The 25,394-nt window shown below is 33.3% G+C and carries 25 protein-coding genes, 3 tRNA genes and 1 riboswitch; of the genes, 16 read left to right on the forward strand and 12 right to left on the reverse strand.

Annotated features, from left to right (window positions below; translation table 11 throughout):
• Nucleotides 1-31: 31 nt before the first annotated feature.
• The 3 genes from ACK5ON_RS05975 to tgt form a co-directional block, all read right to left on the reverse strand.
• Nucleotides 32-916, reverse strand: a complete 885-nt coding sequence (locus ACK5ON_RS05975; RefSeq protein ID WP_396173883.1) for a DMT family transporter — start codon at nt 914-916, stop codon at nt 32-34.
• The gene (locus ACK5ON_RS05980; RefSeq protein ID WP_396173885.1) at nt 903-1,988 is read right to left on the reverse strand and encodes an LptF/LptG family permease; all 1,086 of its coding nucleotides are present in this window, start codon (nt 1,986-1,988) and stop codon (nt 903-905) included. Before ACK5ON_RS05980 ends, ACK5ON_RS05975 begins: the two co-directional genes overlap by 14 nt.
• A gap of 79 nt (nt 1,989-2,067) precedes the next feature.
• Complete coding sequence (gene tgt, locus ACK5ON_RS05985; RefSeq protein ID WP_409820801.1) at nt 2,068-3,198, reverse strand: tRNA guanosine(34) transglycosylase Tgt; 1,131 nt, start codon at nt 3,196-3,198, stop codon at nt 2,068-2,070.
• Between the two features lie 174 nt (nt 3,199-3,372).
• Between tgt and ACK5ON_RS05990 the strand changes: the two genes are divergently transcribed.
• The 3 genes from ACK5ON_RS05990 to ACK5ON_RS06000 all read left to right on the forward strand — a co-directional run bounded on the left by ACK5ON_RS05990 (nt 3,373) and on the right by ACK5ON_RS06000 (nt 7,709).
• The gene (locus tag ACK5ON_RS05990) at nt 3,373-5,001 is read left to right on the forward strand and encodes an ArnT family glycosyltransferase (protein ID WP_409820803.1); all 1,629 of its coding nucleotides are present in this window, start codon (nt 3,373-3,375) and stop codon (nt 4,999-5,001) included.
• Complete coding sequence (locus ACK5ON_RS05995; protein ID WP_409820836.1) at nt 5,001-5,723, forward strand: glycosyltransferase family 2 protein; 723 nt, start codon at nt 5,001-5,003, stop codon at nt 5,721-5,723. Before ACK5ON_RS05990 ends, ACK5ON_RS05995 begins: the two co-directional genes overlap by 1 nt.
• An 84-nt stretch (nt 5,724-5,807) precedes the next feature.
• Nucleotides 5,808-7,709, forward strand: coding sequence for a transketolase (locus ACK5ON_RS06000; RefSeq protein WP_409820805.1), 1,902 nt, complete (start codon nt 5,808-5,810; stop codon nt 7,707-7,709).
• A gap of 58 nt (nt 7,710-7,767) precedes the next feature.
• On the opposite strand, the gene ACK5ON_RS06005 is transcribed toward ACK5ON_RS06000, so the two are convergent.
• Nucleotides 7,768-8,790, reverse strand: coding sequence for an FKBP-type peptidylprolyl isomerase (locus ACK5ON_RS06005; RefSeq protein ID WP_396174980.1), 1,023 nt, complete (start codon nt 8,788-8,790; stop codon nt 7,768-7,770).
• 78 nt (nt 8,791-8,868) lie between these two features.
• On the opposite strand from ACK5ON_RS06005, the gene ACK5ON_RS06010 reads away from it, so the two are divergent.
• Nucleotides 8,869-9,249 carry an RNA-binding S4 domain-containing protein gene (locus ACK5ON_RS06010; RefSeq protein WP_409820807.1) on the forward strand — a complete coding sequence of 127 codons (381 nt, stop codon included), beginning with the start codon at nt 8,869-8,871 and terminating at the stop codon, nt 9,247-9,249.
• 154 nt (nt 9,250-9,403) lie between these two features.
• Entirely contained in the window at nt 9,404-9,901 is a 498-nt protein-coding gene (locus tag ACK5ON_RS06015; RefSeq protein WP_396174974.1) for a phosphoribosyltransferase family protein, read from the forward strand.
• Here the strand turns inward: ACK5ON_RS06015 and ACK5ON_RS06020 are convergent.
• Nucleotides 9,893-10,411: a shikimate kinase gene (locus ACK5ON_RS06020; protein ID WP_396174972.1), complete on the reverse strand. Its 519-nt coding sequence runs from the start codon at nt 10,409-10,411 to the stop codon at nt 9,893-9,895. The genes ACK5ON_RS06015 and ACK5ON_RS06020 overlap by 9 nt on opposite strands.
• Before the next feature lie 182 nt (nt 10,412-10,593).
• Here ACK5ON_RS06020 and ACK5ON_RS06025 point away from each other — a divergent pair.
• The 6 genes from ACK5ON_RS06025 (at nt 10,594) to ACK5ON_RS06050 (ending at nt 14,470) form a co-directional block, all read left to right on the forward strand.
• Nucleotides 10,594-10,666, forward strand: a tRNA-Lys gene (locus ACK5ON_RS06025).
• Between the two features lie 25 nt (nt 10,667-10,691).
• Nucleotides 10,692-10,764, forward strand: a tRNA-Lys gene (locus ACK5ON_RS06030).
• Nucleotides 10,765-10,808: 44 nt separating this feature from the next.
• Nucleotides 10,809-10,892, forward strand: a tRNA-Leu gene (locus ACK5ON_RS06035).
• 331 nt (nt 10,893-11,223) lie between these two features.
• Entirely contained in the window at nt 11,224-12,123 is a 900-nt protein-coding gene (locus ACK5ON_RS06040; protein WP_396174970.1) for a MerR family transcriptional regulator, read from the forward strand.
• A gap of 41 nt (nt 12,124-12,164) precedes the next feature.
• Nucleotides 12,165-13,625 (forward strand): phytoene desaturase family protein, encoded by a 1,461-nt coding sequence (locus ACK5ON_RS06045; protein WP_409820812.1) that lies wholly within the window; start codon nt 12,165-12,167, stop codon nt 13,623-13,625.
• Nucleotides 13,626-13,630: 5 nt separating this feature from the next.
• Nucleotides 13,631-14,470 carry a phytoene/squalene synthase family protein gene (locus ACK5ON_RS06050; protein ID WP_396174966.1) on the forward strand — a complete coding sequence of 280 codons (840 nt, stop codon included), beginning with the start codon at nt 13,631-13,633 and terminating at the stop codon, nt 14,468-14,470.
• 175 nt (nt 14,471-14,645) lie between these two features.
• On the opposite strand, the gene ACK5ON_RS06055 is transcribed toward ACK5ON_RS06050, so the two are convergent.
• Genes ACK5ON_RS06055 through ACK5ON_RS06070 form a run of 4 tightly spaced genes read right to left on the reverse strand, consistent with a single transcriptional unit; the run spans nt 14,646 to nt 16,669 of the window.
• On the reverse strand, nt 14,646-15,182 hold the full coding sequence (locus ACK5ON_RS06055; RefSeq protein WP_409820815.1) for a DUF4252 domain-containing protein: 537 nt from the start codon (nt 15,180-15,182) through the stop codon (nt 14,646-14,648).
• 6 nt (nt 15,183-15,188) lie between these two features.
• Nucleotides 15,189-15,710 (reverse strand): DUF4252 domain-containing protein, encoded by a 522-nt coding sequence (locus tag ACK5ON_RS06060; protein WP_409820817.1) that lies wholly within the window; start codon nt 15,708-15,710, stop codon nt 15,189-15,191.
• Between the two features lie 13 nt (nt 15,711-15,723).
• Entirely contained in the window at nt 15,724-16,173 is a 450-nt protein-coding gene (locus tag ACK5ON_RS06065; RefSeq protein WP_409820819.1) for a hypothetical protein, read from the reverse strand.
• A complete protein-coding gene (locus ACK5ON_RS06070) occupies nt 16,160-16,669 on the reverse strand; it encodes an RNA polymerase sigma factor (protein WP_396174959.1) in 510 nt (169 codons plus the stop codon). Before ACK5ON_RS06070 ends, ACK5ON_RS06065 begins: the two co-directional genes overlap by 14 nt.
• Before the next feature lie 122 nt (nt 16,670-16,791).
• Between ACK5ON_RS06070 and ACK5ON_RS06075 the strand changes: the two genes are divergently transcribed.
• Complete coding sequence (locus tag ACK5ON_RS06075) at nt 16,792-18,192, forward strand: S41 family peptidase (protein WP_409820822.1); 1,401 nt, start codon at nt 16,792-16,794, stop codon at nt 18,190-18,192.
• Between the two features lie 82 nt (nt 18,193-18,274).
• On the opposite strand, the gene ACK5ON_RS06080 is transcribed toward ACK5ON_RS06075, so the two are convergent.
• The gene (locus tag ACK5ON_RS06080) at nt 18,275-20,227 is read right to left on the reverse strand and encodes a TonB-dependent receptor plug domain-containing protein (protein ID WP_409820824.1); all 1,953 of its coding nucleotides are present in this window, start codon (nt 20,225-20,227) and stop codon (nt 18,275-18,277) included.
• Nucleotides 20,228-20,445: 218 nt separating this feature from the next.
• Nucleotides 20,446-20,798: riboswitch (cobalamin riboswitch) on the reverse strand.
• 67 nt (nt 20,799-20,865) lie between these two features.
• Here ACK5ON_RS06080 and ACK5ON_RS06085 point away from each other — a divergent pair.
• The 4 genes from ACK5ON_RS06085 (at nt 20,866) to ACK5ON_RS06100 (ending at nt 24,651) form a co-directional block, all read left to right on the forward strand.
• The gene (locus tag ACK5ON_RS06085; RefSeq protein ID WP_409820826.1) at nt 20,866-21,486 is read left to right on the forward strand and encodes a T9SS type A sorting domain-containing protein; all 621 of its coding nucleotides are present in this window, start codon (nt 20,866-20,868) and stop codon (nt 21,484-21,486) included.
• A gap of 54 nt (nt 21,487-21,540) precedes the next feature.
• The gene (locus ACK5ON_RS06090; protein WP_409820828.1) at nt 21,541-22,677 is read left to right on the forward strand and encodes an ABC transporter substrate-binding protein; all 1,137 of its coding nucleotides are present in this window, start codon (nt 21,541-21,543) and stop codon (nt 22,675-22,677) included.
• Nucleotides 22,678-22,778: 101 nt separating this feature from the next.
• On the forward strand, nt 22,779-23,804 hold the full coding sequence (locus tag ACK5ON_RS06095; RefSeq protein WP_409820830.1) for an iron chelate uptake ABC transporter family permease subunit: 1,026 nt from the start codon (nt 22,779-22,781) through the stop codon (nt 23,802-23,804).
• Nucleotides 23,805-23,868: 64 nt separating this feature from the next.
• Nucleotides 23,869-24,651, forward strand: a complete 783-nt coding sequence (locus ACK5ON_RS06100) for an ABC transporter ATP-binding protein (RefSeq protein ID WP_409820838.1) — start codon at nt 23,869-23,871, stop codon at nt 24,649-24,651.
• Between the two features lie 51 nt (nt 24,652-24,702).
• On the opposite strand, the gene ACK5ON_RS06105 is transcribed toward ACK5ON_RS06100, so the two are convergent.
• Together ACK5ON_RS06105 and ACK5ON_RS06110 are read right to left on the reverse strand one after the other, a co-directional pair.
• Nucleotides 24,703-25,170, reverse strand: coding sequence for a tRNA (cytidine(34)-2'-O)-methyltransferase (locus tag ACK5ON_RS06105; protein ID WP_409820832.1), 468 nt, complete (start codon nt 25,168-25,170; stop codon nt 24,703-24,705).
• Nucleotides 25,171-25,174: 4 nt separating this feature from the next.
• The coding region (locus tag ACK5ON_RS06110; RefSeq protein WP_409820834.1) for a PIN domain-containing protein at nt 25,175-25,394 on the reverse strand (220 nt) is incomplete at its 5' end.

The following is a 25,394-nucleotide window of genomic DNA, read 5'->3' on the forward strand; positions in this document are numbered from 1 at the left end:
GTTTTAAACAATAATTAACCTCAGTATAACCTTAATTTAATTTGAGTTTGCGACTTTTTAATAGCGCATTTAATAGCACTGTTAGTAAAATTATGAAAGCACCAATATAAAATTCAAAGCTCATTTTTTCTTTTTCCTGAAAAATAAGAACCGCTAAAATAATACCATAAATGGGTTCTAAATTGATGGTCAGCATAACCGTATAAGGACTTAAAAATTTCATTACTGATGTAGATGCAATAAAAGCATAAGCAGTACAAACAGAACTTAAGAGTAATAAATAAAGAAGGTCTTTTATCGAAAGTTGGAAAAACTCAGCTGAAAAACGTTCTCCAAATAACAATATAATGGTAAAAAACAAAACACCACCACTGAGTTCATAAAACGAAATTATTGTGGCATCATAGGATTTAACCAACCTACTGTTAATTACCGCAAACAAAGCCGATAGAAAAGCAGATGTCAAAGCAGTTATCATTCCCCAAAAATAATTCCCTTCTACATTAAAAATAATATACAAACCAAGAACAACTAGTAACCCGAAGAAGACCTCATAAAAAACTATTTTTTTTCCATATAAAATGGGCTCCAATAATGAGGCAAATAAAGCACCTGTAGAGAGACAAGCTAAGGTGATGGAAATATTTGAAATTTTAATCGCATGAAAAAAGGTAAACCAATGTAACGCAATAATCAGTCCCGAAAATAAAAGTTGCATCCGTATTTTGATGGGGACTTTCAAAGACAATTTTTTATAGTAGATGTAAATAGCAATAAAACCAACAGCAAACAACATTCGAAACCAAACCAAAGGTAAAGCTTCTAGCGATATTAACGCACCGAGAATGGCTGTAAATCCCCATATAAATACAATAAAATGGAGATGAAGATAACTCTTTACATTATCGCTTGGCATTTCGAAGAAGATAAATGGCTAAAATTCCAAAAACAATATTGGGTGTCCAAACCGCTAACAATGGAGGAGCGGTTGATTTTTCGGCAAGTACACCAAAAACTTTATCTAAAAACACAAATGCAAACGCTAAAACAATCCCTATGGCTAAATTTGTCCCCATTCCGCCACGACGTTTCATGGAGGATACAGATACAGCAATAATTGTCAAAATAAAAGCCGAAACCGGAATGCTGTATTTTTTATACAACACTACTAAATAGACATTAATGTTGGAGGAACCTCGAGATTTTTCTTTATCGATAAATTTATGTAGTTCATTGAGTGGTAAGGTTTCGGCGATATAAACTACAGGTGTTAAATCCTCTAAATCAAAATTAAAAACAGTATCTTTTTTTTCTCCTGATTCGATGATATCACCAAAAGCACCTACTTTTCTCTTGGTATAATTAAACAGGGTATATTTTTTTGTTTTTTCGTCCCACTTTATTCTATTAGCTACGAGTTTGTATTTCAACTTGTCATTGTCAAATTTCTCCATTGAAAAATTAAATGCCGTTTTGGTAATTTCATTAAAGCTTGTTACAAAAATATACTCGTCTTTACTGGTTTGTCGAAACACATCGGTATTGTCTCTAACTTCGTTTTGTCCGTTTCCAATGAGATAAGTATACCTAAAATTTTTATATCCAGCACTCGCACTTGGCACCAGAAAAACACTCATTATCAAGGCGAAAACTGATACTATTGTGGCTCCGATAATATAAGGCCGCAAAAATCTTGTAAAGGAAATTCCCGAACTTAAAATGGCTATAATCTCGGTATTATTAGCTAATTTGGAAGTAAACCAAATAACCGATAGAAAGAGAAATATGGGAAACAACAGATTGGCAAAATAAATGGTAAAGTCTAAATAATAACTAGCAATCTCTTTAAATGGCGCTTTATTTTCAATCATTCTATTGACTTTTTCAGACACATCAATCACTATCCCAATCGGGATGAACATCAGCAGCATTACGATGAATGTGCCTAAGTAGCGTTTGAGAATGTATTTGTCAATAATTTTTAACATTGTTCAAGTTTATGGTTAATGGCTTATGGTTTATGGTTATGGTTAATAAATCTAAACCACAAACAATAAACTACAAACATTAAAGTCGTTGACTCATATTTTTTACCATCGTATCTTTCCAAACTCTAAAATCTCCTGCTAAGATATGTTTTCTAGCTTCACGAACCAACCACATATAAAAACCTAAATTGTGAATGGTTGCAATTTGTTTGCCCAAGTACTCATTGGCAGCAAACAGATGTCGCAAATACGCTTTTGTATATTCGGTATCGACAAAGGTATATCCCATTTCGTCAAGAGGTGAAAAGTCGTCTTCCCACTTTTTGTTTTTGATGTTGATAGTTCCATTGGCTGTGAATAGCATTCCGTTTCGTGCATTTCGTGTAGGCATCACACAATCAAACATGTCAATACCAAGAGCAATGTTTTCTAATATATTGATAGGTGTTCCAACTCCCATCAAATACCTTGGTTTGTCTTCGGGTAAAATTGCTGTTACCACTTCGGTCATCGCATACATTTCTTCGGCGGGTTCGCCTACCGAAAGTCCTCCAATGGCATTTCCTTCTGCTCCAGCATTGGCAATATATTCAGCCGACTGTTGCCTCAAATCTTTATAGGTACTTCCTTGAACAATTGGGAAAAAAGTTTGGTCATACCCATATTTTGTAGGCACATTTTCCAAATGATTGATACATCGGTCTAACCAGCGATGAGTCATTTTCATCGATTTTTGTGCATACCGATAATCACACGGATAAGGGGTACACTCATCAAAAGCCATGATAATATCAGCACCAATAGTGCGCTGAATTTCCATAACATTTTCGGGAGTAAAAACATGATACGAACCATCAATGTGCGATTTGAATTTTACACCTTCTTCTTTTATTTTTCTATTGGCAGAGAGAGAATACACTTGGTAACCACCACTATCGGTTAAAATATTTCTATCCCAATTCATGAACTTGTGCAATCCTCCCGCTTTTTCCAAGATTGCAGTTTGTGGGCGCAAGTATAAATGATAGGTATTTCCTAGAATAATATCGGGGTTGATCTCCTCTTTCAGCTCGCGTTGGTGTACTCCTTTTACAGAAGCTACCGTGCCAACAGGCATAAATATTGGGGTTTCAATTACGCCATGATCGGTAGTTATACTTCCGGCACGGGCACTTGAGTTTGGGTCTTTGGCTAATAAATCAAATTTCATTGTTCTCTTTAAATCAGTCGGCAAAGATAAAAGAATTGTGAATTGTGGATTGTATATTATGATTTTATTTAACAGTTTTTATAATACTTAAAAACATCCATTAACTTCTAAACAAAGATTTGCCTTTCGATAAAATTAGAATTACTTTTAACCGCTATTTTAGAATATTAATCGATGAAATCTTTCTTTAATTACTTTACAAATTTTGAAAAAATACTAATTCTGTTTGTATTTGCGATTTATTTTCATAATTTATTTATAGATATTATGCAAATTGATGCAGCACAATATGCAGGAATTTCAGCCGAAATGGCGCAAACCAATTCGTATCTTGAAGTAAAAGAATTTCAGCAAGATTACTTAGACAAACCACCCTTATTATTTTGGTTATCAAGTGTTAGTATTAAAATTTTTGGCGCAACAAATTTTGGTTATAAAATTGTTTCTTTCCTTTTCATACTTTTTTCTTTATATGCAGTTTACCGTTTTACTATTTTGTATTATTCAAGACAAATTGCAAAAAATGCGTTATTAATTTTAGCAACTACACAAGCTTATTTTTTAATTACAAACGATGTTCGAACCGATGCATTATTAACATCTTGCACCATAATATCGGTTTGGTTGTTTTCTGAATTTTTTGAAAAAAGAAAAATTAGTAACCTAATTTTGGCTTCGATTTTTATGGGATTAGGAATGTTAGCAAAAGGACCTATTGGTGCCATTGCGGTTTTAATGCCTATTGGAATAAACCTAATGTACCAGCAAAAATGGCGCGATGTTTTTAATTTTCGATGGATTTTAGTGCTATTCATTGTAGCTATTATACTGATTCCAATGTCCTATGGATTATATACCCAATTTGATTTGCATCCCGAAAAAGGAAAAAAAGGGTTGTATTTTTATTATTGGTTGCAAAGTTTTGGTCGCATAACGGGAGAAAGCGTATGGAACAATGGTGCGCCCTGGCACTTCTTTTTAGGGTCAATAATTTGGGATTTCTTCCCATGGATTTTTCCGCTTTATTTTTCGCTTTTTTTTAAATTAAAAAACCTCTTAAATCGCCAAGTTAAACTTCCCGAAATAACGACTTTAGTTGGATTTGTAGTAATTTTTGCCATGCTATCGTTATCAAAATACAAATTGCCACATTATATTTTTGTTACATTGCCATTTGCCTCCATTATTTTAGCAGAATATTTAACAAAAATTAACTATAAAATATGGAAACGTTGGAGAATAACTAACTGTATTTTTGGAATTTTAATCCTATTGCTGTTCATAATTTTTAACTTGTTTTTCTTCCCAGAATTTAATATTTGGGTTATTATTTGTGTTGTTTTACAATTGTTTATTTTGTTTTATTTTAGAAGAACAAAAGAGCAAAATAGTGGGCAACTGATTGTTTTTGTTTTAGTTTTAAATTTGTTTTTAAGTTTTGTTTTTTATCCAAAACTGGTAACGTTTCAATCCGACTCTGAAGCGGGAAAATGGGCAAATAAAAACATCAACAACGAAGAAATTTATATTTATAAAACCTATTCCAATTCATTTAATTTTTATACCAACAATCCGTTTACCAAAAAAATAACCAAGGAAAATTTAACTTCCATCAAAAACTCGTTTTGGGTTTATATTTCTGAAGAAGATTTGGAAGAAATTAAAGATTTAAATCTCAAAATAGCCGTTAAAAAAAGCTTTGATGATTACCCAATTACCAGATTGAAAATACAATTTTTAGTAGCAAAATCAAGGCAAGAAGTCCTCAAAAAGAAATATTTAATAAAAATAATAAATAGCTAATCGTGAAAAAATTATCCATAATCATTCCCGCATATAACGAAGGCAATACCATACACTTTATTCTTGATAAAGTAAAAAGTGTACAGCTTATTGGTGGATTGGAAAAAGAGATTATCATCGTTAATGATTGTTCAAAAGACCATACTGAAGAGGCAATAAAAAGCTATATCACTCAAAACCCCGATTTGAACATACAGTATTATAAACACGAGATCAACAAAGGAAAAGGAGCGGCATTACACACAGGAATTTCCAAAGCAAAAGGAGAGTTAGTAATCATTCAAGATGCTGATTTGGAATATAACCCAGAAGAGTACAATTTGCTTTTAAAACCAATTTTGGATGGTTTCGCCGATGTAGTGTTTGGTTCCCGATTTATGGGCGGAAACGCTCATAGAATTCTCTTTTTTTGGCATTCTATTGGAAACAATATTTTAACATTTGTGTCAAATATGTTCACAAATTTGAATCTATCTGATATGGAAACTTGCTACAAAATGTTTAAAACAGAACTCATTCAAAAAATTTCATTAAAAGAAAACAGGTTTGGTTTTGAACCCGAAGTTACTGCAAAAATTGCTCGCATTCCAAATGTCAGAATCTATGAAGTTGGTATTTCCTATTATGGTAGAACTTATGCCGAAGGGAAAAAAATTGGATGGAGAGACGGCTTTAGAGCTTTGTATTGTATCGTGAAATATGGTTTATTAAAAAATAGCTAATCGTTTATAACTTGTGATAAGTTCATTTGTCACGATTTAAAATTAGATTTACTTTTGACAGCAAATAATTTATACCTATTTATAATGTCTAACACACAACATTTACACGATTTTACCATACAAGTACGTAGAGACATTCTTCGTATGGTACATGCCGTAAACTCGGGACATCCGGGTGGTTCATTGGGCTGTGCCGAATTTTTCACGGTGTTATACCAACACCTATTGAAAAGAAATCCAGGGTTTAGTATGGACGGAATTGGAGAAGATGTATTCTTCTTGTCCAATGGTCATATATCGCCTGTTTTCTATAGCGTTTTAGCTCGTAGTGGTTATTTTCCAGTATCGGAATTGGCTACTTTCAGAAAATTAAACTCCCGTTTGCAAGGACATCCCACCACACATGATGGTTTGCCTGGAGTTCGAATGGCTGCTGGTTCACTTGGACAAGGATTATCTGTTGCCATAGGTGCTGCACAAGCTAAAAAATTAAACAACGACAGCAATTTAGTTTATGTGTTAACTGGTGATGGCGAATTGCAAGAAGGACAAAATTGGGAAGCCATCATGTATGCTTCCTCCAAAAAAGTGGATAACCTCATTGCTACAGTTGACCTCAACGGACAACAAATTGACGGTGCAACAAAGGATGTTTTGAACATGGGTAATTTGAAAGCCAAGTTTGAAGCGTTTGATTGGGATGTACTTGAAATCAAAGAAGGCAACACTATCGATGCTATTATTGCAGGCATGACTGAAGCTAAAAGCCGAACTGGAAAAGGAAAACCAGTTTGTGTTTTGTTGCACACAGTTATGGGTAACGGAGTTGATTTTATGATGCACACCCACGCTTGGCACGGAAAAGCACCTAATGATGAGCAATTGGCTGTAGGATTGGCACAGAATAGTGAAACTTTAGGGGATTATAGCCCCCTAACCACCAAAGGGGGAACAGAAAACAATACTGCTCACAGCAAAACAGCACCAAAAAATAATACCAATAAAGCACCTTATCTTATAATTCCCCCTTCGGGGGTTAGGGGGCTAAACACAGGAAGTAAAGATACGCGTTCGGGGTTTGGAGCTGGGATGACCGAACTTGGACAAACGAATGAAAATGTAGTAGCACTTTGTGCGGATTTGATAGGTTCATTGAAATTTGATGAGTTTAAGAAAAACCATCCAGAGCGTTTTTTCCAAATTGGGATTGCCGAAGCTAACATGATTGGGATTGCTGCCGGTTTGACCATTGGAGGAAAAATTCCTTTTACGGGAACCTTTGCCAACTTTTCAACCGGAAGAGTGTATGATCAAATCCGTCAGTCGGTTGCCTATTCTGATAAGAATGTGAAAATTTGTGCATCTCATGCCGGATTGACTTTGGGAGAAGATGGTGCGACTCACCAAATCCTAGAAGACATCGGTTTGATGAAAATGCTACCAGGCATGACGGTAATCAATACGTGTGATTACAACCAAACCAAAGCGGCAACCATTGCTTTAGCAGACCATCATGGTCCGGCGTATTTGCGTTTTGGTCGTCCAGTAGTGCCTAACTTTACTCCTGCTGACGAACCGTTTGTCATTGGAGAAGCGTTATTGCTTAGCGAAGGAACCGATGTGACTATTGTCGCAACAGGGCATTTAGTATGGGAAGCATTACTAGCTGCTGAAGCTTTGGAAGCCAAAGGCGTTTCGGCTGAAGTTATCAATATTCACACCATTAAACCTTTAGATGATGAAGCTATTTTAAAATCAGTAGCTAAAACAGGTTGTGTAGTAACAGCTGAAGAACACAACTTTTTAGGAGGTTTAGGCGAAAGTGTGGCTCGAGTTTTAGCATTATATAATCCAAAACCCCAAGAGTTTGTTGCGGTAAACGATAGTTTTGGTGAAAGCGGAACACCTGAACAATTGATGGAAAAATACAAGTTAAACCATCAAGCGATTGAAGAAGCGGTAACAAAAGTAATTAAGAGAAAATAATTGAAGTTTATTAAAGTAAAAAAGTCCCAATCGGGACTTTTTTTATGAATTCAATATTTTAATGACAAACATTGGAAACATGTTTCTTTTTACCATCGGTACACGTGGGAATTAAGTCAAAAGCATATGGCTGATTGGTCAATGGGTTTTTAATTTCACTTTTAGTCGTGAAAAAATCACCATCATCATCAATATCTAAAAAGTTAGGAGTTCCATCTCCGTCTGTATCATCAGGATTTACTTCATCTTTAGTTAAAATCTTCATATAGCCATCTGGAATGCCATTAGTAATAGTAACAGTACCATCACTGTTTACCACTGAAGTTGAAATGTCCTCTTGATAAGAATACACTCCATCAGCATCTTGATCGGTTCTTTGTAATTCATATAATTTGAAAGAAAAAATCAACGGTGAGTAAGAAGGAATTGATGAAGGAGATCCCGAAAAATAAGCCAGTCCCGAAGGAATAAACATTACACCAGCTCCAAAATTAAAATAAGAAAGCGTACCATCTGGGTTAGCTGAATAGGAACCTGTTTTAAAAAGTGGAAAAATTTCGCTCCACCCCTTAATAACAGCGGTCAAATTAAAATAAGCTTGAGGATCAATTGACTCTTCAAATTGTTTAGATTTTATGGTTCTAAATTCTTCTTCGTTTATTGTTTCAGTACTTGTATAAATGTACTCCCCTCTATAAGAAGTTAACACTTGGTCAACATTACAAGGTGATTTACTGTTGGTTCCAGAACCTTGTCTTAATTGCAAGTAATATATTTTATAGACAATATTATTTTGTAGCACCAAACGGGTTTGTAACGGATACTGGGTTTGATCCCAAATAGAAGTTTGAGTTCCTCCCTCCGGAATTAAGGTATAAGTTACACTTTGATCATTGGCAGCACCAGGATTATTGATAACTTCCATATAATGGGTTTGAAGATATTCCTCGATAGCTGCAATATCTTTGGCATACTGCTCTGTATAATCTCTCAAAGGTGGGATATTTGATTCTTCAGGAGTACAAGAAACTATAACCATACCTGAAATTAATAGTACGATGATTTTATTAATAATATTCATTTTTGTTTGATTTTTGAGCCCGCAAGATACAATATTGATTTATTTTTGTACACAATTTAACGTTGATTTTGGAAAAAAATGAGAGTGGACAAATATTTATGGTGCATACGGTACTACAAAACTAGAAACATGGTCACTGAGGCATGCAGAAAAAATCATATCACGGTGAATGGACAAGTAGCGAAGGCATCGAGAGAGGTTTTTCCAACCGATAAAGTTTCGTTTAGAAAAGACCAAATTACCTACGAAATCACTGTATTAGATATTCCAGACAATCGTATTGGTGCTAAATTAGTTGATATATATAGAAAAGACAATACACCACCTGAAACATTTGCTCATCTAGAATTACTCAAACTTTCTAAAGAACATTATCGTAAAACTGGTACTGGTAGACCTACCAAGAAAGACAGAAGAGATATAGAAGACTTTGGTTTGGATAGTGAAGAAAATAATTGATGATAAAGAATTCCTAACGCATTAAAAAACAAAAAGAAAATATTGATTCAATAAAATCTTGGAAAATAATTATTTATAGTAGTTTATTCTGAAATTACATCAAACTATCACAAAAAATAAAAAATCTATTTTTATCTTTGAAAAAAGTAAATCCATGAACCAAAATATCATTCTCAATCATCAAGAAATTGAACATAAAATCCGACGAATAGCTTTTCAAATACTAGAGACATTTGTAGATGACGGGGAAATAGTATTGGCTGGTATAGCGGATAATGGTTTTATTTTAGCTCAAAAAATTAATTTGGTGCTAAAGGAGATTTCATCTATTGAGGTGACTTTGTGTAAAGTAAAAATTGAAAAGCAAAATCCGCTTTACCCAATAACAACCACAATACCAAAAGAAATATATAGTAACAAAAGTATCGTGCTTGTAGATGATGTATTAAATTCGGGCACTACATTAATATATTGTGTCAAACATTTTTTAGAAGTACCCGTTAAGAAATTCAAAACCGTGGTTTTGGTAGACCGAAATCACAAACGATTTCCAGTAAAAGCAGATTTTAAAGGTATTTCACTCTCAACATCCTCAAAAGAGCACGTTCATGTTGTATTTGAAAACAATAACAACTACGCTTATTTAGTTTAGTAATTGACAAATTTCAGCTGTTATTTCCTCTGGTGTTTTAGCATCAACGCAAATCTTGAACGTAGCTTGATTATAAAAGAAGCTTCTATCAAATAGATTTTTGGCAATAAACTCTTTTAAATTTTCATCATTTTGATTTACTACTAATGGTCGTTCACTCTTTGCTTCTTTCAATCGATCAAAAATAACCGCTATTGATGCTTGTAAATAGATGGAAACAACCTCATCATCGTTTAGCAAAAGGTGGTTATTAGCATAACATGGAGTACCTCCTCCAGTACTAATAATAAGCTTTTCATTATTTTCAACTAATTCTTTAAAAACTTCGTACTCTATTTTTCTAAAATAAATCTCACCCTTTTGTTGGAATAGTTCTTTAATACTTAAATTCATTTTTTCTTCAATGATTTTATCCAAATCAACCCATTTCCAGTTCATTTTTTGAGCTAAAAATCGTGCAATAGTTGTCTTTCCAACCCCCATATAACCTATTAAAATCACTTTCTGCATTGCAATAAAACCTTATAAATTAAGTTATTAACACCCTTGGTCAAAAAAAGGCAAATTTAAAATAAAATTGCTTTGAAATATAAATAATAAGGTCATATATTTGCACCCGCAATTAAGCCACATGGCGAATCACTGAACTCCTATAAAAATAGACACCAGTGAAGTATTTAAGAATAGAAAAAGACTCGATAGCTCAGTTGGTAGAGCACATCACTTTTAATGATGGGGTCCTGGGTTCGAGCCCCAGTCGGGTCACATTTTTTTTCTAGTACACCTTTAAGACTCGATAGCTCAGTTGGTAGAGCACATCACTTTTAATGATGGGGTCCTGGGTTCGAGCCCCAGTCGGGTCACACAGATTTTAAAGACGTTGCTGAGCAGCGTCTTTACTTTTTTTGGCCACGTGGAGAAATTGGTAGACTTGCCATCTTGAGGGGGTGGTGTTCGAAAGAACGTGTGGGTTCGAATCCCATCGTGGTCACGGATGATACTTATTTATAGGCATCAACAAAGGTTTTAGTTAACATTTAGTCATTTAACTAAAACCTTTTTCTTTTTTTAAGTGTTACTTTAATTATCTACTCCAATTAAAAGCTAGAATTAGTATATCTAATTCATGTGATTATTCAAGATGCATTTCAATTACCAAAACTTTACTATGTAAAAAATATTTCAACATACAATTTACAGAGTGTAAGTGCCACACAAAAATTATAAATTGATTGAATTCCATTATTTTTTAAGTTTTTAAAGCATTTATTTAAGTTGTAAACATATTTTAATTACTTTTGTTGAACTAATTTAATTAAACAATGAACAATATTAAAAATATTTTTAGTATTAAAGATTTAGAAAATTTATCTGGAATAAAAGCGCATACCATTCGAATTTGGGAGAAAAGATATAATGTTTTAGAGCCGATGCGAACTGAAACTAATATAAGAACTTATAATTTATCAAATCTTCAGAAACTTTTGAATATCACTTTATTGCACAATCACGGATATAAAATTTCAAGAATATCACAGCTTTCACCTGAGCGCATTCCTCAATTAGCTAATGAAATTATATCTGAAAAAAGTGTAAAACACCATGCCATAAGCTCATTTAAAATGGCGATGATGAATTTTGATCACGCTGCATTTTTCAATACATACAATAATTTGTTGTCTGAAAAATCTTTTAAAGAAGTCTTTTATGATGTTTTTATCCCTCTAATTCAAGAATTAGGATATTTATGGCAGACGGATACTATCACACCAGCACATGAACACTTCATAACGTATTTAATCAAACAAAAGTTACTAACTAATACTGAGAAAATTCAAATTAAGCCACCAACAAAAACAGATAGAATTTTTGTTTTATACCTTCCTATGAATGAAATTCACGAATTAGGACTGATGTATCTGAATTATGAAATATTAAGTCTTGGATATAAAACAATATATTTGGGAGAAAGTGTTCCAATTGATAGCTTGAAAGATTTGAAAAAATATTTTGACAATATTACCTATATTTGCTACACAACAGTAGAACCAGATAAAAACGAAATCAATAATTATATCCAAAAACTCAACGAAGAAATACTAGAAGATACTTCAGACTTATGGTTTATTGGTAGGATGATTGAAAATATAGACCCAAAATATCTAACACAAAAAAACACTACCTTTACTTCCATTAAAGAATTAGTTGAATACATTGAATAAAACTTTTTAATTGTTTAACTATTTTTACTTTGTTAAACAATATGAAAAAAAAAATAAGAATAATTGGTTCAGGATTCTCGTCTTTAGCAAGTGCTTGTTACCTCGCTAATCAAGGGCATGAAGTAACTCTATATGAGAAAAACCCAACTATTGGTGGAAGAGCTAGACAGTTAGTTAGAGAAGGTTTTACCTTTGACATTGGCCCATCGTGGTATTGGATGCCCGACGTTTTTGAACGTTTCTTCAATGATTTTAACAAAAAACCTTCCGATTATTACGAACTCAGTAAATTATCTCCTGCTTACAAAGTTTTCTTCGACGTAAATGACTATGTTACTATTTCAGATAATCTTCCAGAAATAATAGAAACATTTGAGTCTATAGAAAAAGGGAGTGGAAAACAATTGGAATCGTTTATGAAAGAGGCCAAAAGCAATTATGATATTGCTATTAAAGATTTGGTTTATAGACCAGGAGAATCACCTTTAGAATTAATAACACTTCAAACGGCAAAAAAGGTTAATCAATTTTTTTCCAACATAAGTAAAGATGTTAAAAAGAAATTTAAAAATAAAAAACTAATACAAATATTAGAATTTCCGGTTCTATTTCTTGGTGCAAAACCATCAGATACTCCTTCATTTTACAGTTTTATGAATTATGCTGATTTTGGATTGGGCACATGGCAACCCAAAGAAGGAATGTATAGCGTAATTTTGGGTATGGAAAAATTAGCAAAAGAATTAGGAGTTACTATTCATACTAATTCAGCTGTTGAAAAAATTATAGTTACCAACAAAAAAGCTACAGGAATCATCATTAATGGGAATACAATAGTAGCCGATATTGTATTAACTGGTGCTGATTACCATCATTCAGAAACATTACTCGATCCAGAATACCGTCAATATTCTGAAAAGTATTGGGAGAAGAAAACATTTGCACCTTCTTCTCTCCTATTCTATGTTGGTTTCAATAAAAAACTAAAGAATGTAGTACACCATAATTTATTTTTTGATGTTGATTTTGATATTCATGCTTCTGCTATTTATGATAATCCAAAATGGCCAGAAAAACCTTTATTCTACGCCAACTTTACATCAATAACAAATGAAAATTTAGCTCCAAAAGGTTGTGAAAATGGTTTTTTCTTGATACCTATAGCGCCAGGAATTGAAGATACAGATGAGTTAAGAGCACTTTACTTTGAAAAAATTATTTCAAGATTTGAAAAAATCACTCAACAAGATGTGAAAAATAATATTATATTTATGGAATCTTTTTGTGTTAGAGACTTTATTAAAGAGTATAATTCATACAAAGGTAATGCTTACGGTATGGCAAATACGTTATTACAAACAGCATTTTTAAGACCAAAATTAAAAAGTAAAAAGGTAAAAAACCTTTATTTTACCGGACAATTAACTGTTCCTGGTCCAGGTGTGCCACCAGCATTAATTTCCGGAAAACTTGTTGCCGAACTTATTGAGAAAAATTTATAATACCTATGAAATCAATTTTTGACACCATATCATTCGATTGTAGCAGAAACGTTACCAAGTCTTATAGCACCTCCTTTTCTGCTGCTGTAAAAATGTTAGCCCCTAGCATTCGTCAAGACATTTATAACATTTATGGATTTGTTCGATTTGCTGATGAAATCGTAGACACTTTTCATGAGTATAATAAAGAAGAATTGTTTGATATGTTTGAAAAAGATTTAACAAGTGCTTTGGAAAACAGAATCAGTTTAAACCCAATTTTAAATTCATTTCAACATACTGTTCATCTCTATTCTATTCCAATGAATTTGATAAATGCTTTTATGAATAGTATGAGATTGGATTTGCACAAAAGCGAATACAAAACCATTGCCGAATACAACGAATATATTTATGGCTCAGCCGATGTGGTGGGACTCATGTGCTTGAAAGTTTTTGTTAATGGCAATGATACCAAGTTTCAAGAACTAGAACATTCGGCTATGCGATTAGGGTCTGCTTTTCAAAAAGTAAATTTCCTTCGTGACCTGAAAGCAGATTATGAAGATTTGAATAGAACGTATTTCCCCAATACTGATTTGTCTCAATTAGACGAACATTCAAAAAATGAAATCATCAAAGAAATCGAATCTGATTTTGCTGCCGGATTTGAAGGTATTTTAAAATTACCTTTAGAAGCTAAATTTGGCGTTTATACTGCTTTTGTTTATTACAAAAAACTTTTGTCTAAATTAAAGAAAACACCTTCAACAGAAATTAAAAACACCCGAATTCGCGTTCCCGATTATCAAAAATTTGGACTAATGGCAAAATGTTATGTTAACTACCGATTGAATTTACTGTAATTAAATATTATTACAATGCAATCCTTTTAATTCACTTTTAAAAAAGCGATTTAAGTTTAGTCACCTTATTTAAATAATTTTCGGGATTTAGCGGTTTCGTTCAAATACCGTTAAAAAAAAGATAAAAGTTCCAAACATTGCTGTTTGGAACTTTTGCATTAAACAACTAACCCAATTATTTGATTAAATCTTTAAGTGGTGCCAACTGTGCCGTATCAATTTTTGATTCTTTCAAAACCGAAAGCATTGTCATAATGTTGTTAGGATTCATATCATTGCCTAGAATTCTTACTACAGCAAATCCGTTTTCTTTTCTTTTTGCAAAAACTACAAATTCGTCAATATCATCCTCATCACCCACAAAACTAATGGTTGCACCATCCTTTCCTGAACCTACTTTCATCAATTGTTGATATGTTTCGTCTTTTAAAATCTGAGTTATTTTTTGACTTTCAACTTCATATTGCGGCTGATTATTTTCGTCCAACTTGAATACTAAAACATTCATCTTATCAAAGGATTCCAATGCTTTTTTTTGCTCAGCCGTCAATTTTGTTTTGTCCACATTCAAAATAGTTGGTGAAATGTCTAACGCTACAAAATCTTTGTTCTCTGAATTGGCTACAAAATATTTTTGTAATGTAGGTTTACTGTCGCAACTAAGCAATAATAGTGAAGTCAAAAAAACAGTTAAAAAAACAATGGCTCTCATGCTTTCTTACTTTTTACCTTTTGATGCTTTTTTCAAATCATCGCCACCAGGCAAATTCATCTTATCTGTCAATACCGAAAGTTCCTCCAAATCAAAATCGCCTGTTAATGACATCAATACAGTTTCCTCTTGTCCGATACCTTCAACGAACATTAATAGTTCTTTGATTTGCGAATCAGTAGCACCAGATTTTACATAAATCTTTACACTTTTCCCTTTTTCATTTATACGCATTAATTCTTCAAGAGAGGATGATTTTAAATACTTGTCCGAAGTGACTTTCATCTCGTTAGCCCAAGAAGTATTGCTAGTCACAAAAACGCGAAGATTATCTAGTTTCTTTATCAAATTGACATATTGTTGTTCCTGTTTGTCTTTTACTTCCATTTTACTCAAAAGTGAAAACATTTTTTTGTTGACAATAACGGCTGTAATGACATCTTGGTCTTCAAATTTATCGAAGACACTTTGTGCAAAAAAAGTAGTTGCACTTAACATTAATACTATACTAAAGAGTAACTTTCTCATAATTTCTGATTGTTTATTTTTTAAAAATTTTGTTTTTTGTTTGTTCGTATTCATTTAAATAATTCATACTTCCGATGCCTTTATTCACACTTTCTGAAATTAAATCCAATGCTTTTTGCGTTTCTCTAAACGCCACTTCAGGATCATCATAAGTACCTAAATCATTGGATTTTGGTTGGTTATAATGATTGAATGTAAACAAACCCACGCTCAATAAAACGAACACAGAAGCGGCAACTGAAAACCAAACTTCGCTTGAGGGTTTCCTAGTGATTAAAGGTATAGTTGCTTTGAACTGTTCTTGTTTTGCTTGAGTAGCATAGCCAAATATTGGTTGGTATTGTTTCAAATGCTGCGCAACATCTGAAGAAGCAAAATAGTTTTTCAACTCTTTTTCTTCGGCAATACTGGTTGCAGCTTCGAAGTATTTTTCTAGTAAATTTTCTATTCTATCCAATTCCATAATGATGTGTTTTTATCATTTTTTCTCTTATTATTTTTCGTGCTCTTGACAATGCCGTTCTGATGGCTTGTTCGTTCATTTCTAAAATAGTGCTCATTTCTTCAAACTCCATTTCTTCAATGTCTCTCATTTGAACAATCAGTTTTTGTTGCTCGGGCAAGTCGTTCATTATTTTCTCCACCCAATTCCACGTGTCTTTGTCTTCCACTGTTTGTTGCAAACTAGCTTCTCTGTCAGTAAAATTGTTGTGAACAATTTTCATGTTACTGGCTCGTTTTGATTTCAATTGATCCAAACAATAATTTTTAGTCATTGTCATCGCCATGGCTTCCACACTTTTATATTCGTCTAAATTCTCACTTCTACTCCATAGCTTAACCAATATTTCTTGAGTTGCATCTTCAGCTTCTTCTGTGCTTACAAGTAATCGCTTCGCGACCCGAAAGAGTTTGTCCTTAAAAGGATTTACCAGAAGCATAAACTCATTTTGGTTCATTGAAACTATTCTTGGTTATCAGTTATGTAGTCTAGACGACACACATTTTTATTTGTTACAAACAAAATGTAATAATTAATCAAAACTTAGTAAATTTACGCTTATTAAAACAAATTACTACTATGAAAAATATCGTGAAATCTTTTTTACTGTTATTGCTGTTTGCCCTACCATTGAGCTGTGAAGATATGGATGATAATGCGGTTCCGAGTGAGCTTCAAATAAAAGACTTTATATGGAAAGGCATGAATTTATATTATTTGTGGCAAGCCGATGTTTCCGATTTAGCCGATGATAGATTTGCCAATCAAACACAATTGAATACTTTTTTGGAAACTTTTGAAAATCCAACAACACTTTTTAACGCACTTCGTGTAAATACTTCTATCGACAGGTTTAGTGTAATTTATAGTGATTATTCGGTTTTGGAAGGTGTGCTTTCGGGCAATACTTTAAACAACGGAATGGATTATGGTTTGCGCTATAAATCAGGAAGCACAACCGATATTTATGGTTGGGTTCGATATATAATTCCTAATTCTGATGCTGCTGCAAAACCCGTTGCTCGTGGGAATATCTTTTATGCAATTAATGGAACGCCGCTGACGATTGATAATTACAGAACACTTTTGGCCAATGAAACTTATACAGTAAATTTTGCCGATTTTGATGGTGGAAATATCACACCCAACGGACAATCGGTAACGCTTACAAAAACGGCATTGGCAGAAAATCCTATTTTATTAAGTAATGTAATTACACAAAATGATAAGAAAATTGGTTATTTGATGTATAATGGGTTTTTCCCCTCTTTTGATAATCAATTAAATACTGTCTTTGGCGATTTTATTTCTCATGGTGTAACACATTTAGTTTTAGATTTGCGCTACAATTCTGGTGGTTCAGTCAATACAGCTACCAAATTAGCCAGCATGATTACTGGACAATTCTCCGGACAATTATTTGCTCGCCAACAGTGGAATGCTAAAGCTCAAGCTTATTTTCAAGCTAACAATCCAGGTTCCTTAGAAAATAAATTCATTGGGGGATTGAACAGTTTGAACCTCAACAAAGTCTATGTGTTAACTACGAAAAGCTCCGCTTCGGCTAGCGAATTGGTTATTAATTGTTTGAAACCTTATATTAATGTTATTCAAATCGGCGATGTTACCGCTGGGAAAAATGTAGGTTCCATCACTTTATATGATTCTCCAACTTTTGCCAAACAAAATGTGAATCCCAACCATAAATTCGCCATGCAACCTATAGTATTAAAAATTATAGACAAAAACGGTTTTGGCGATTACACAGCAGGAATTTCACCTACATTTTTATTACCCGAAAACTTGAATGATTTAGGAATTTTAGGCAATGTGAACGAACCTTTACTAAACGCTGCCATCAACCAAATTATCGCCAATGGAAGAATGATGCCTCAAGTTCCAAGCGTTTTCGAAAGAGATTTTACCGATGCCAAGGCAATAAACCCTTTGCGAACAGAAATGTATATCGATCGAAACTGATTAATTTTATTAGAAACTTTTGTAAACAAAAAAAAGGATAATCTTAGTTATCCCATTTTTTTATTTGCTGCCAATTAATAGGTCAAAGTGTAATATTCAAACCCACTCGAAAATTTCGTCCTCGTGTAGCATAACCCACATTTTCTGTAAATTCCTCCTTCAAAATATTGGTTACTGTGCCAAAAAAGGATAATCTATTTTTTATCAACTCTTGTTTAAAAAGAAAATTAAATAGTTGGTAAGAACCCAATTCTACTGTTGTGGTTTGAAAAGTAGTTCCATCAAAAAAAGCATCATTTCTGGCATCAAAATATTGATAACTCAAATTGAACAGCGTTCTTATTGACAGTTGAAAATCCAAACTGGCATTGGCTTTATGTCGAGGAATTAATCTATTCAACGCTTCATCTACTTGAGTAAAAGTATAGTTTCCGTTGAATTTTATTTGGTTAGAAACAGCAACGCTCAGGCCGGTTTCGATTCCTTTAGCTTTATTTTTTCCATTGATATTAATATAGAAAGCATCTAATGTGGTTGGGTCAAAATAAAAACCAAAGGAATTCTTTTCATCTCTATAAAACCCTACCACATTCAATCGTAGTCTTTTATTAAATAACTCAGTTTCAAATCCTGCTTCGATAGTTGTATTTTCTTCGGGTGTTAAACTGGTGTTTCCAAATTCGGAATACAGTTGATATAAACTAGGCGTGATGTAAGCGGTGCTGAAGGAAGCCAACACTTTCAACGGAAACGAAGTTTTAAAACTATAGGATGGATTGACGTTATATACTACAAAATTACCATATTCGCTATGATGATTGAGGCGCGAACCTGCATTAATATTCAAGCCAAATTTGGAGGTGTACACCAAAGTAACATAAGGATCAATCATACTAAATTTGGTATTTTCTCTCGTTAGATTACCAAATGGTGTTTGGCTTAGCATATCGTGAAACTGATAATTTAAACCCGTTACCATAAAAAAGGAGTCATTGAATTGGTATTTATTAAAAGCATCTACAATGGCACTGCGCGATTCATACAACGAATAATCAACCGTATTTGAAAAACTATTCAGCTCAAAATAATCGCGCGAAATTCTATTTGCAGCTGCATTAATATTGAATTCCCCTTTAGTGTATTTATATTTTGGTGCAAAACCAAATCTGAATTGTTCTGAAGTTGTGGTATTTACCGCATTATCGTTCAAACCAGTATTGTCAAATGCTGCGTCATAATTATTATTGATTTTATCATAATTAGCAAAAAAATCTAGCGTTATCTTATCTGTAGCTTTTACTCCAAATTTTGTTAAAACATTTTGTCTAGAAAAAATATCTTCTTCATAATTCAAACCCGAACTTGGTGCCGCGATTTGCGACATATTACCCGTTTCTGTGCTATTAAAGCCGGCAAAATAGCTGAACTTTTCGTTATTACCGTTAATGGAAATTCCTTGATTGAAATCTTGACCATTATATTTTTTATCATCAATAGTATTGTTCGAACCAATGTTGACATAGGCATTTCCGGTCATTCCTTTTTTAGTTCCTTTTTTCAAAGTGATGTTTATTAAACCCGTTGCTGCGCCAGTTCCATAAAGCGTTCCTGCTGCGCCTTTCATTACCTCAATGCGTTCTACTTGTTCCACAGACAATAATCGTAAATCATATTCCAAACTGATACCCGATGCATCAGTTACCGGAATACCATCAATCAAAATTAAGACCTGACGGTTTTTTCCACCACGAATGTAATATCCTAAATTTTTTCCGTTTGCCGATTGATTTCCGTTGATATCCACTCCTACTACTTGGGACAAAACGGTAGCTAAATTTTGCCCCGATTTTTTGGCTAAATCTTCAGCCGAAATTACTTCGATAACCTTCCCTGATTTTTCTTTGCGCTGTGCAAATTTGGTATCGGAAATCACCACTTCTTGTAGGGAATTCACTTTGGTAGAATCCTGTTCTTGTGCATAGACACAAGCGTTTAGCAATGCAAGTACAGCCATTGCTTTAACTGTTATTTTCATTTTTCATTTAAACTACAATCAATAGATTTAAAGTCTTTGTGAATCTCAATTTTTATCTCTGTGAGACTCTGTGAAACAAAAAATTACACAGAGATACACAAAGTAGCTCAGAGATACGCATAGAAATAAATATGCTACTTTTAAACATATTGATTAATTACCATTGTGGGAGAAAAGTATAGAATTTACCCATACCCAAACCTTTTGTCCCGAAAGTTTGTTACTCGATGAAATGAGGCAGGTCTCCTGGCTTGCGTCTTGTTGTTGACCTTCCCATTCGGATTTGGGATTTGGGATTTTAGATTTGGGATTTAAAAAAATCCCTATTCCTAATTCCTAATTCCTAAATCTACAAACAGTGGTTTTGTAGATAACAACAGTCCCGATACTTCGGGATAATAGCTTACAGTTGCGGGAACAGCTCGGGATTTTTGATTTTTGAATGTTTATTTTTGATTTCAGATTTTTAGTTCTGCAATCTTCAATTGTTACTCATCAATCTTCAATCACCCGATTCCCTTTTAATGCGATTTTAAAAAGTAAAATCACAACCTTAATTCGGGAACAAATGTAATTTTTTATATTTTAAAAAATGAATTCTTTTTTTGTATTTTTACTCAACTATTACTGTTTTGATTATGAGAAAAATATTTCTTTGCATTACTTGTTATTTGTTTTCTTTAAATTCGTTTTGCCAAAGTATAAATATCACCGAAGTTCTTGCTTCACCAACAACTAACGGTATAAATGTAACTGTAAAAGCTGTCTCAGGAAATGGAGCTGGTTATTTAAGTCATAGTTATACAACGGTTGGTAATACAATTAATTTAGACGTTTGTTATTGGTTTAACAATACATTACCTGTTTTATTTTTTGAAAATGATTTTTTTATTCCATTAGTAAATTCAGGAAATTACACACTTAATGTTTATGCTAAAAACTCATCTTCAACCATTTCTTGTGACAATTTTAGTACTACAGATGTTGAAACTGTAACGGTTTCATATTTATCTAATGAAGAGTTTATAAATTCAAAAGCCCTAATCTCACCCAATCCATTTTCATACAATTTTGAAATTCAAACAACACAAACCATTATTAATTATTCCATAATTGACATTACTGGAAAAACAATTATTTCAACATCCTCTAAATCGGAATTAAACAATCAAACTTCACAATTAAGTACTGGAATCTATATCTTAACTCTCAATTTTGATAACGGTCAAAAAGCCAATTACAAATTGGTGAAAAAATAAAACGTATTCTTTACGGGTTTCGTTTTACATTTGTGGCAGTTGCAAAAAAGTAATATGAAATCCATTACCTCAAAAATTTTAGTTTCGTTTCTAGTTATTTCTCTCTTAAGTTGCAAGAGGGATTTAAAATCGGAAAACGTAATTTCTTCTGTCAATGTAGTTAAGTATTCCAAAGGTTTTTCAATTGAAAATTATAATGGCTATTCCGTTGTAACCGTTAAAAATCCTTGGCCTAAAGCCAGTAAAACCTACACCTACATATTAAAAGAAAAAAATGGAATCCTTCCAGATAGCTTGAAACAAAATATTATCATTCCCATTCCGATAAAAACCATAGTGGCTACCTCAACCACTCACATTCCTTCCTTGGAAATGCTTGGTGTAACAACTACTTTGGTTGGTTTTCCTCACACCGATTACATTTCTTCCGATAAAGTCAGAAGCAGAATTGAAGCAGGAAAAGTAAAAGAACTTGGGAACAACCATGATTTAAATACCGAAGTCCTATTAGATTTGCAACCCGATGTTATCATTGGCTACGGCATTGACAACCAAAATCCAACGTTAGATAATTTGCAAAAAAGCGGTTTGAAAGTACTACTCAATGGCGATTGGAACGAAGAAACACCATTGGGCAAAGCGGAATGGATAAAGTTTTTCGGTGCACTTTATGCCAAGCAAAAACAAGCTAATGAAATCTTCTCTAAAATTGAAAAAGACTATTTGAATACTGTCAAAATTGCCAAAAATGCAAAAGTAAAACCTACTGTTTTAGCAGGAGATATGTTTGAAGACCGATGGTATTTGCCCAAAGGAACCAGTTGGGGAAGCATTTTATTAAAGGAAGCCAATGGCAATTATTTGTGGAAAGAAACTTCGGGAACAGGAAGTTTATCGTTGTCTTTTGAAACTGTATATTTCAAAGCAAAAGATGCTGATTTTTGGATTACTTCGGGACAATTTTCAACTTTATCCGAAATGACTAATTCTAATCCGCATTATACAAAATTCAAAGCTTTCAAAAATAAAAATGTATATTCGTTCAGTGGCAAGAAAGGAAAAACAGGCGGTATTTTGTATTATGAATTGGCCCCCAACCGACCGGATATTGTATTGAAAGATTTAGTAAAGATTTTGCATCCTGAATTATTGCCGAGTTATACACCTTTCTTTTTTGAGAAATTAAAATAGTTTTCACCACAATGTTGTCATCCGAGGCACGAGGAATCTCATAATCTGAATTATAGTAAAGAGATTCCTCGTTCCTCGGAATGATAAAAACAGTAATAAAAATGTCTAAAAACCAAAATACATTTCTTTTTATCATTTTGTCATTGCTATTGCTATTGACATTGCTATTGAATATCTCATTTGGTCAAGTGGACATTCCATTGAAAGAAGTTTTTAAAAGTTTATTTGGTGGAAATGCTTCCAAAGAGACTTGGGAATATATTATTGTTAATTTTCGTTTACCAAAAGCTATTACGGCCTTACTTGTTGGCGTTGGTCTTTCCATTGCTGGATTATTGATGCAAACCTTATTTCGAAATCCATTGGCTGGACCTTATGTTTTGGGATTGAGTTCGGGTTCTAGTTTGGGAGTGGCTTTTGTAATTCTTGGTGCTACTTTTTTACCAACTTTTTTATCTCAAATTTTGTTATCGCAATATGGAATAATTTTGGCTTCTTGTTTTGGAAGTTTAGTGGTTTTGATAATGATTGTTATCGTTTCCCAACGTTTGAGAGATACTATGTCCATCTTGATTGTAGGTTTAATGTTTAGCAGTTTTACGAGTGCCATTGTGAGTGTATTTACCTATTTCAGTAGTGCGGAACAATTGCAAAAATATACGTTTTGGTCGATGGGAAGTATAGGCAATTTGTCTTGGGAAAATATTGTGCTATTAAGCATTGCAGTTTTTATTGGATTGTTATTGAGTTTACTTTCTTTAAAACCTTTAGATGCTTTATTACTGGGAGAAAACTATGCCAAAAGTATGGGCTTAAATATCAAAAAAGCACGCTATATTATAATACTAGCTACGAGTGTTTTAGCCGGAAGTATTACCGCTTTTGCTGGCCCAATTGCTTTTGTTGGATTGGCAGTTCCACATTTGGCTAAACTAACTTTTAAAACCAGTAATCATAAAACATTATTTTTTGGAACTGTTTTAATTGGTGCTATTATTATGTTATTTTGTGATATGGTTTCACAAATGCCTGGATTTGATTTTACACTGCCCATCAATGCTATCACTTCTATAATAGGTGCGCCGGTGGTAATTTGGTTAATTGTTAGGAAGAAAAGTATTCAATAATTAGTAATCAGTAATCAGTATTTAGTGTTCAGTACTTAGTAAAATAATAATTCGAGAATTTGTGATTATAAAAAAAAATATACTTTCTACATCAAATTTATCCGTTGGTTATTCCACCAAAAAGGGTAAAAACACCATTGCATCTAAATTAAACCTTTGCTTGGAAGCAGAAAAACTCATTGCTCTTGTTGGCGCAAACGGTATTGGAAAATCTACTTTGCTACGCACTTTGACCGGAATTCAAAAACCATTGGATGGAGAAGTATATTTGAATTCGAAAAGCATTCATGACTTTGGTACGTTAGATTTAGCACAGAATTTAAGTGTAGTACTCACCGAAAAATTACCCCCTAGCAACTTAACTGTTTTTGAGTTGATAGCTCTTGGAAGACAACCCTACACGAATTGGTTGGGCAAACTTTCAGACGAAGATTATGAAAAAATCAACAATGCCATTGCATTAACACATATTGAAAATTTACTCGATAAAAAACATTATGAAATCAGTGATGGACAGTTACAAATTGTATTAATTGCCAGAGCTTTGGCACAAGACACACCCTTGATAATTCTTGATGAACCTACAACGCATTTGGATTTACCACACAAGGTTTCAGTTTTTAAATTGCTCAAAAAACTATCACAGGAAACTGATAAATGTATATTGTTTTCCACTCATGATGTGGATTTAGCCATTCAATTGAGTGATGAAATGATTGTGATGACGGATGAAACTGTGGTGCAAGACCAACCTTGTAATTTGATTACCCAAGGTGTTTTCAATTCCCTTTTTAAAGACAATGCAATCAGTTTTGATGGTGAAAAAGGGAAGTTTGTGATTTTATAATTTTACCGCAAAGGTCGCTAAATCGTCTTCGCTATGAGCGCAAAGAAATGATTACTGATCACTGCGACTGTTTACTGATAGCTGCCTCTTCGCTTCGCCAACCACAAATGCAACCGAATTGGCAATATTAAAACTTCGGATTAAATTAGACATTGGGATTTTCAAATGGTTCTCAAATTGATTTAAAAATTCGGCACTTAGCCCTACACTTTCTTTACCAAAAACCAACCAATCGCCATCTTGGTATTCCACTTCATAGATGGATTTTGTGGCATGAGAACTGGTTAAAAAAACCCTAGATTTATCAAGAATTTGGGCAATCCATTCATCAACGGTTTCATATTCTGTCCAATCGAGATGCACCCAATAATCCAAACCAGAACGTTTCAAATTGGAATCGGTAATTTTAAACCCGTAGGGTTTTATCAAATGCAAACGGCTTTCAGTGCCCACACAAAGACGACCAATGTTTCCGGTATTATTTGGGATTTCGGGTTCTACTAGAACGATGTTGAGCATAACATTAAAATTGATATAAAAATAAATCCAAATTATCAATCTTCTCAAAACCTTTATCAGCAGTTATCAGTGGGATTCCCAAAAATAAAGCGGATGCAGCAACAATAGCATCTGGTGTTTTAGATTTTGATTTTTGTTTGAGGTCTATGCAAATTTCTTTAATTTCATTATTTAATGGAATAAGAGTACAATTTGATAGAAAAGAAGATATTTTGGTTCTGTCA

Source organism: Flavobacterium sp. (assembly GCF_046317795.1).
GTDB lineage: Bacteria > Bacteroidota > Bacteroidia > Flavobacteriales > Flavobacteriaceae > Flavobacterium.

What these genes read in the sequence shown, in the direction of transcription:
- ACK5ON_RS06070 (WP_396174959.1), bottom strand. Translation starts at nt 16,669, where the DNA reads ATGAACCAAAATGAGTTTATGCTTCTGGTAAATCCTTTTAAGGACAAA.
- ACK5ON_RS06075 (WP_409820822.1), top strand. Translation starts at nt 16,792, where the DNA reads ATGAAAAATATCGTGAAATCTTTTTTACTGTTATTGCTGTTTGCCCTA.
- ACK5ON_RS06005 (WP_396174980.1), bottom strand. Translation starts at nt 8,790, where the DNA reads ATGAATATTATTAATAAAATCATCGTACTATTAATTTCAGGTATGGTT.
- ACK5ON_RS06060 (WP_409820817.1), bottom strand. Translation starts at nt 15,710, where the DNA reads ATGAGAAAGTTACTCTTTAGTATAGTATTAATGTTAAGTGCAACTACT.
- ACK5ON_RS06015 (WP_396174974.1), top strand. Translation starts at nt 9,404, where the DNA reads ATGAACCAAAATATCATTCTCAATCATCAAGAAATTGAACATAAAATC.
- ACK5ON_RS06045 (WP_409820812.1), top strand. Translation starts at nt 12,165, where the DNA reads ATGAAAAAAAAAATAAGAATAATTGGTTCAGGATTCTCGTCTTTAGCA.
- ACK5ON_RS06055 (WP_409820815.1), bottom strand. Translation starts at nt 15,182, where the DNA reads ATGAGAGCCATTGTTTTTTTAACTGTTTTTTTGACTTCACTATTATTG.
- ACK5ON_RS06000 (WP_409820805.1), top strand. Translation starts at nt 5,808, where the DNA reads ATGTCTAACACACAACATTTACACGATTTTACCATACAAGTACGTAGA.
- ACK5ON_RS05980 (WP_396173885.1), bottom strand. Translation starts at nt 1,988, where the DNA reads ATGTTAAAAATTATTGACAAATACATTCTCAAACGCTACTTAGGCACA.
- ACK5ON_RS06065 (WP_409820819.1), bottom strand. Translation starts at nt 16,173, where the DNA reads ATGGAATTGGATAGAATAGAAAATTTACTAGAAAAATACTTCGAAGCT.
- ACK5ON_RS06020 (WP_396174972.1), bottom strand. Translation starts at nt 10,411, where the DNA reads ATGCAGAAAGTGATTTTAATAGGTTATATGGGGGTTGGAAAGACAACT.
- ACK5ON_RS06095 (WP_409820830.1), top strand. Translation starts at nt 22,779, where the DNA reads ATGTCTAAAAACCAAAATACATTTCTTTTTATCATTTTGTCATTGCTA.
- ACK5ON_RS06050 (WP_396174966.1), top strand. Translation starts at nt 13,631, where the DNA reads ATGAAATCAATTTTTGACACCATATCATTCGATTGTAGCAGAAACGTT.
- ACK5ON_RS06105 (WP_409820832.1), bottom strand. Translation starts at nt 25,170, where the DNA reads ATGCTCAACATCGTTCTAGTAGAACCCGAAATCCCAAATAATACCGGA.
- ACK5ON_RS06010 (WP_409820807.1), top strand. Translation starts at nt 8,869, where the DNA reads ATGAGAGTGGACAAATATTTATGGTGCATACGGTACTACAAAACTAGA.
- ACK5ON_RS06090 (WP_409820828.1), top strand. Translation starts at nt 21,541, where the DNA reads ATGAAATCCATTACCTCAAAAATTTTAGTTTCGTTTCTAGTTATTTCT.
- ACK5ON_RS06085 (WP_409820826.1), top strand. Translation starts at nt 20,866, where the DNA reads ATGAGAAAAATATTTCTTTGCATTACTTGTTATTTGTTTTCTTTAAAT.
- ACK5ON_RS05975 (WP_396173883.1), bottom strand. Translation starts at nt 916, where the DNA reads ATGCCAAGCGATAATGTAAAGAGTTATCTTCATCTCCATTTTATTGTA.
- ACK5ON_RS05990 (WP_409820803.1), top strand. Translation starts at nt 3,373, where the DNA reads ATGAAATCTTTCTTTAATTACTTTACAAATTTTGAAAAAATACTAATT.
- ACK5ON_RS06040 (WP_396174970.1), top strand. Translation starts at nt 11,224, where the DNA reads ATGAACAATATTAAAAATATTTTTAGTATTAAAGATTTAGAAAATTTA.
- tgt (WP_409820801.1), bottom strand. Translation starts at nt 3,198, where the DNA reads ATGAAATTTGATTTATTAGCCAAAGACCCAAACTCAAGTGCCCGTGCC.
- ACK5ON_RS06080 (WP_409820824.1), bottom strand. Translation starts at nt 20,227, where the DNA reads ATGAAAATAACAGTTAAAGCAATGGCTGTACTTGCATTGCTAAACGCT.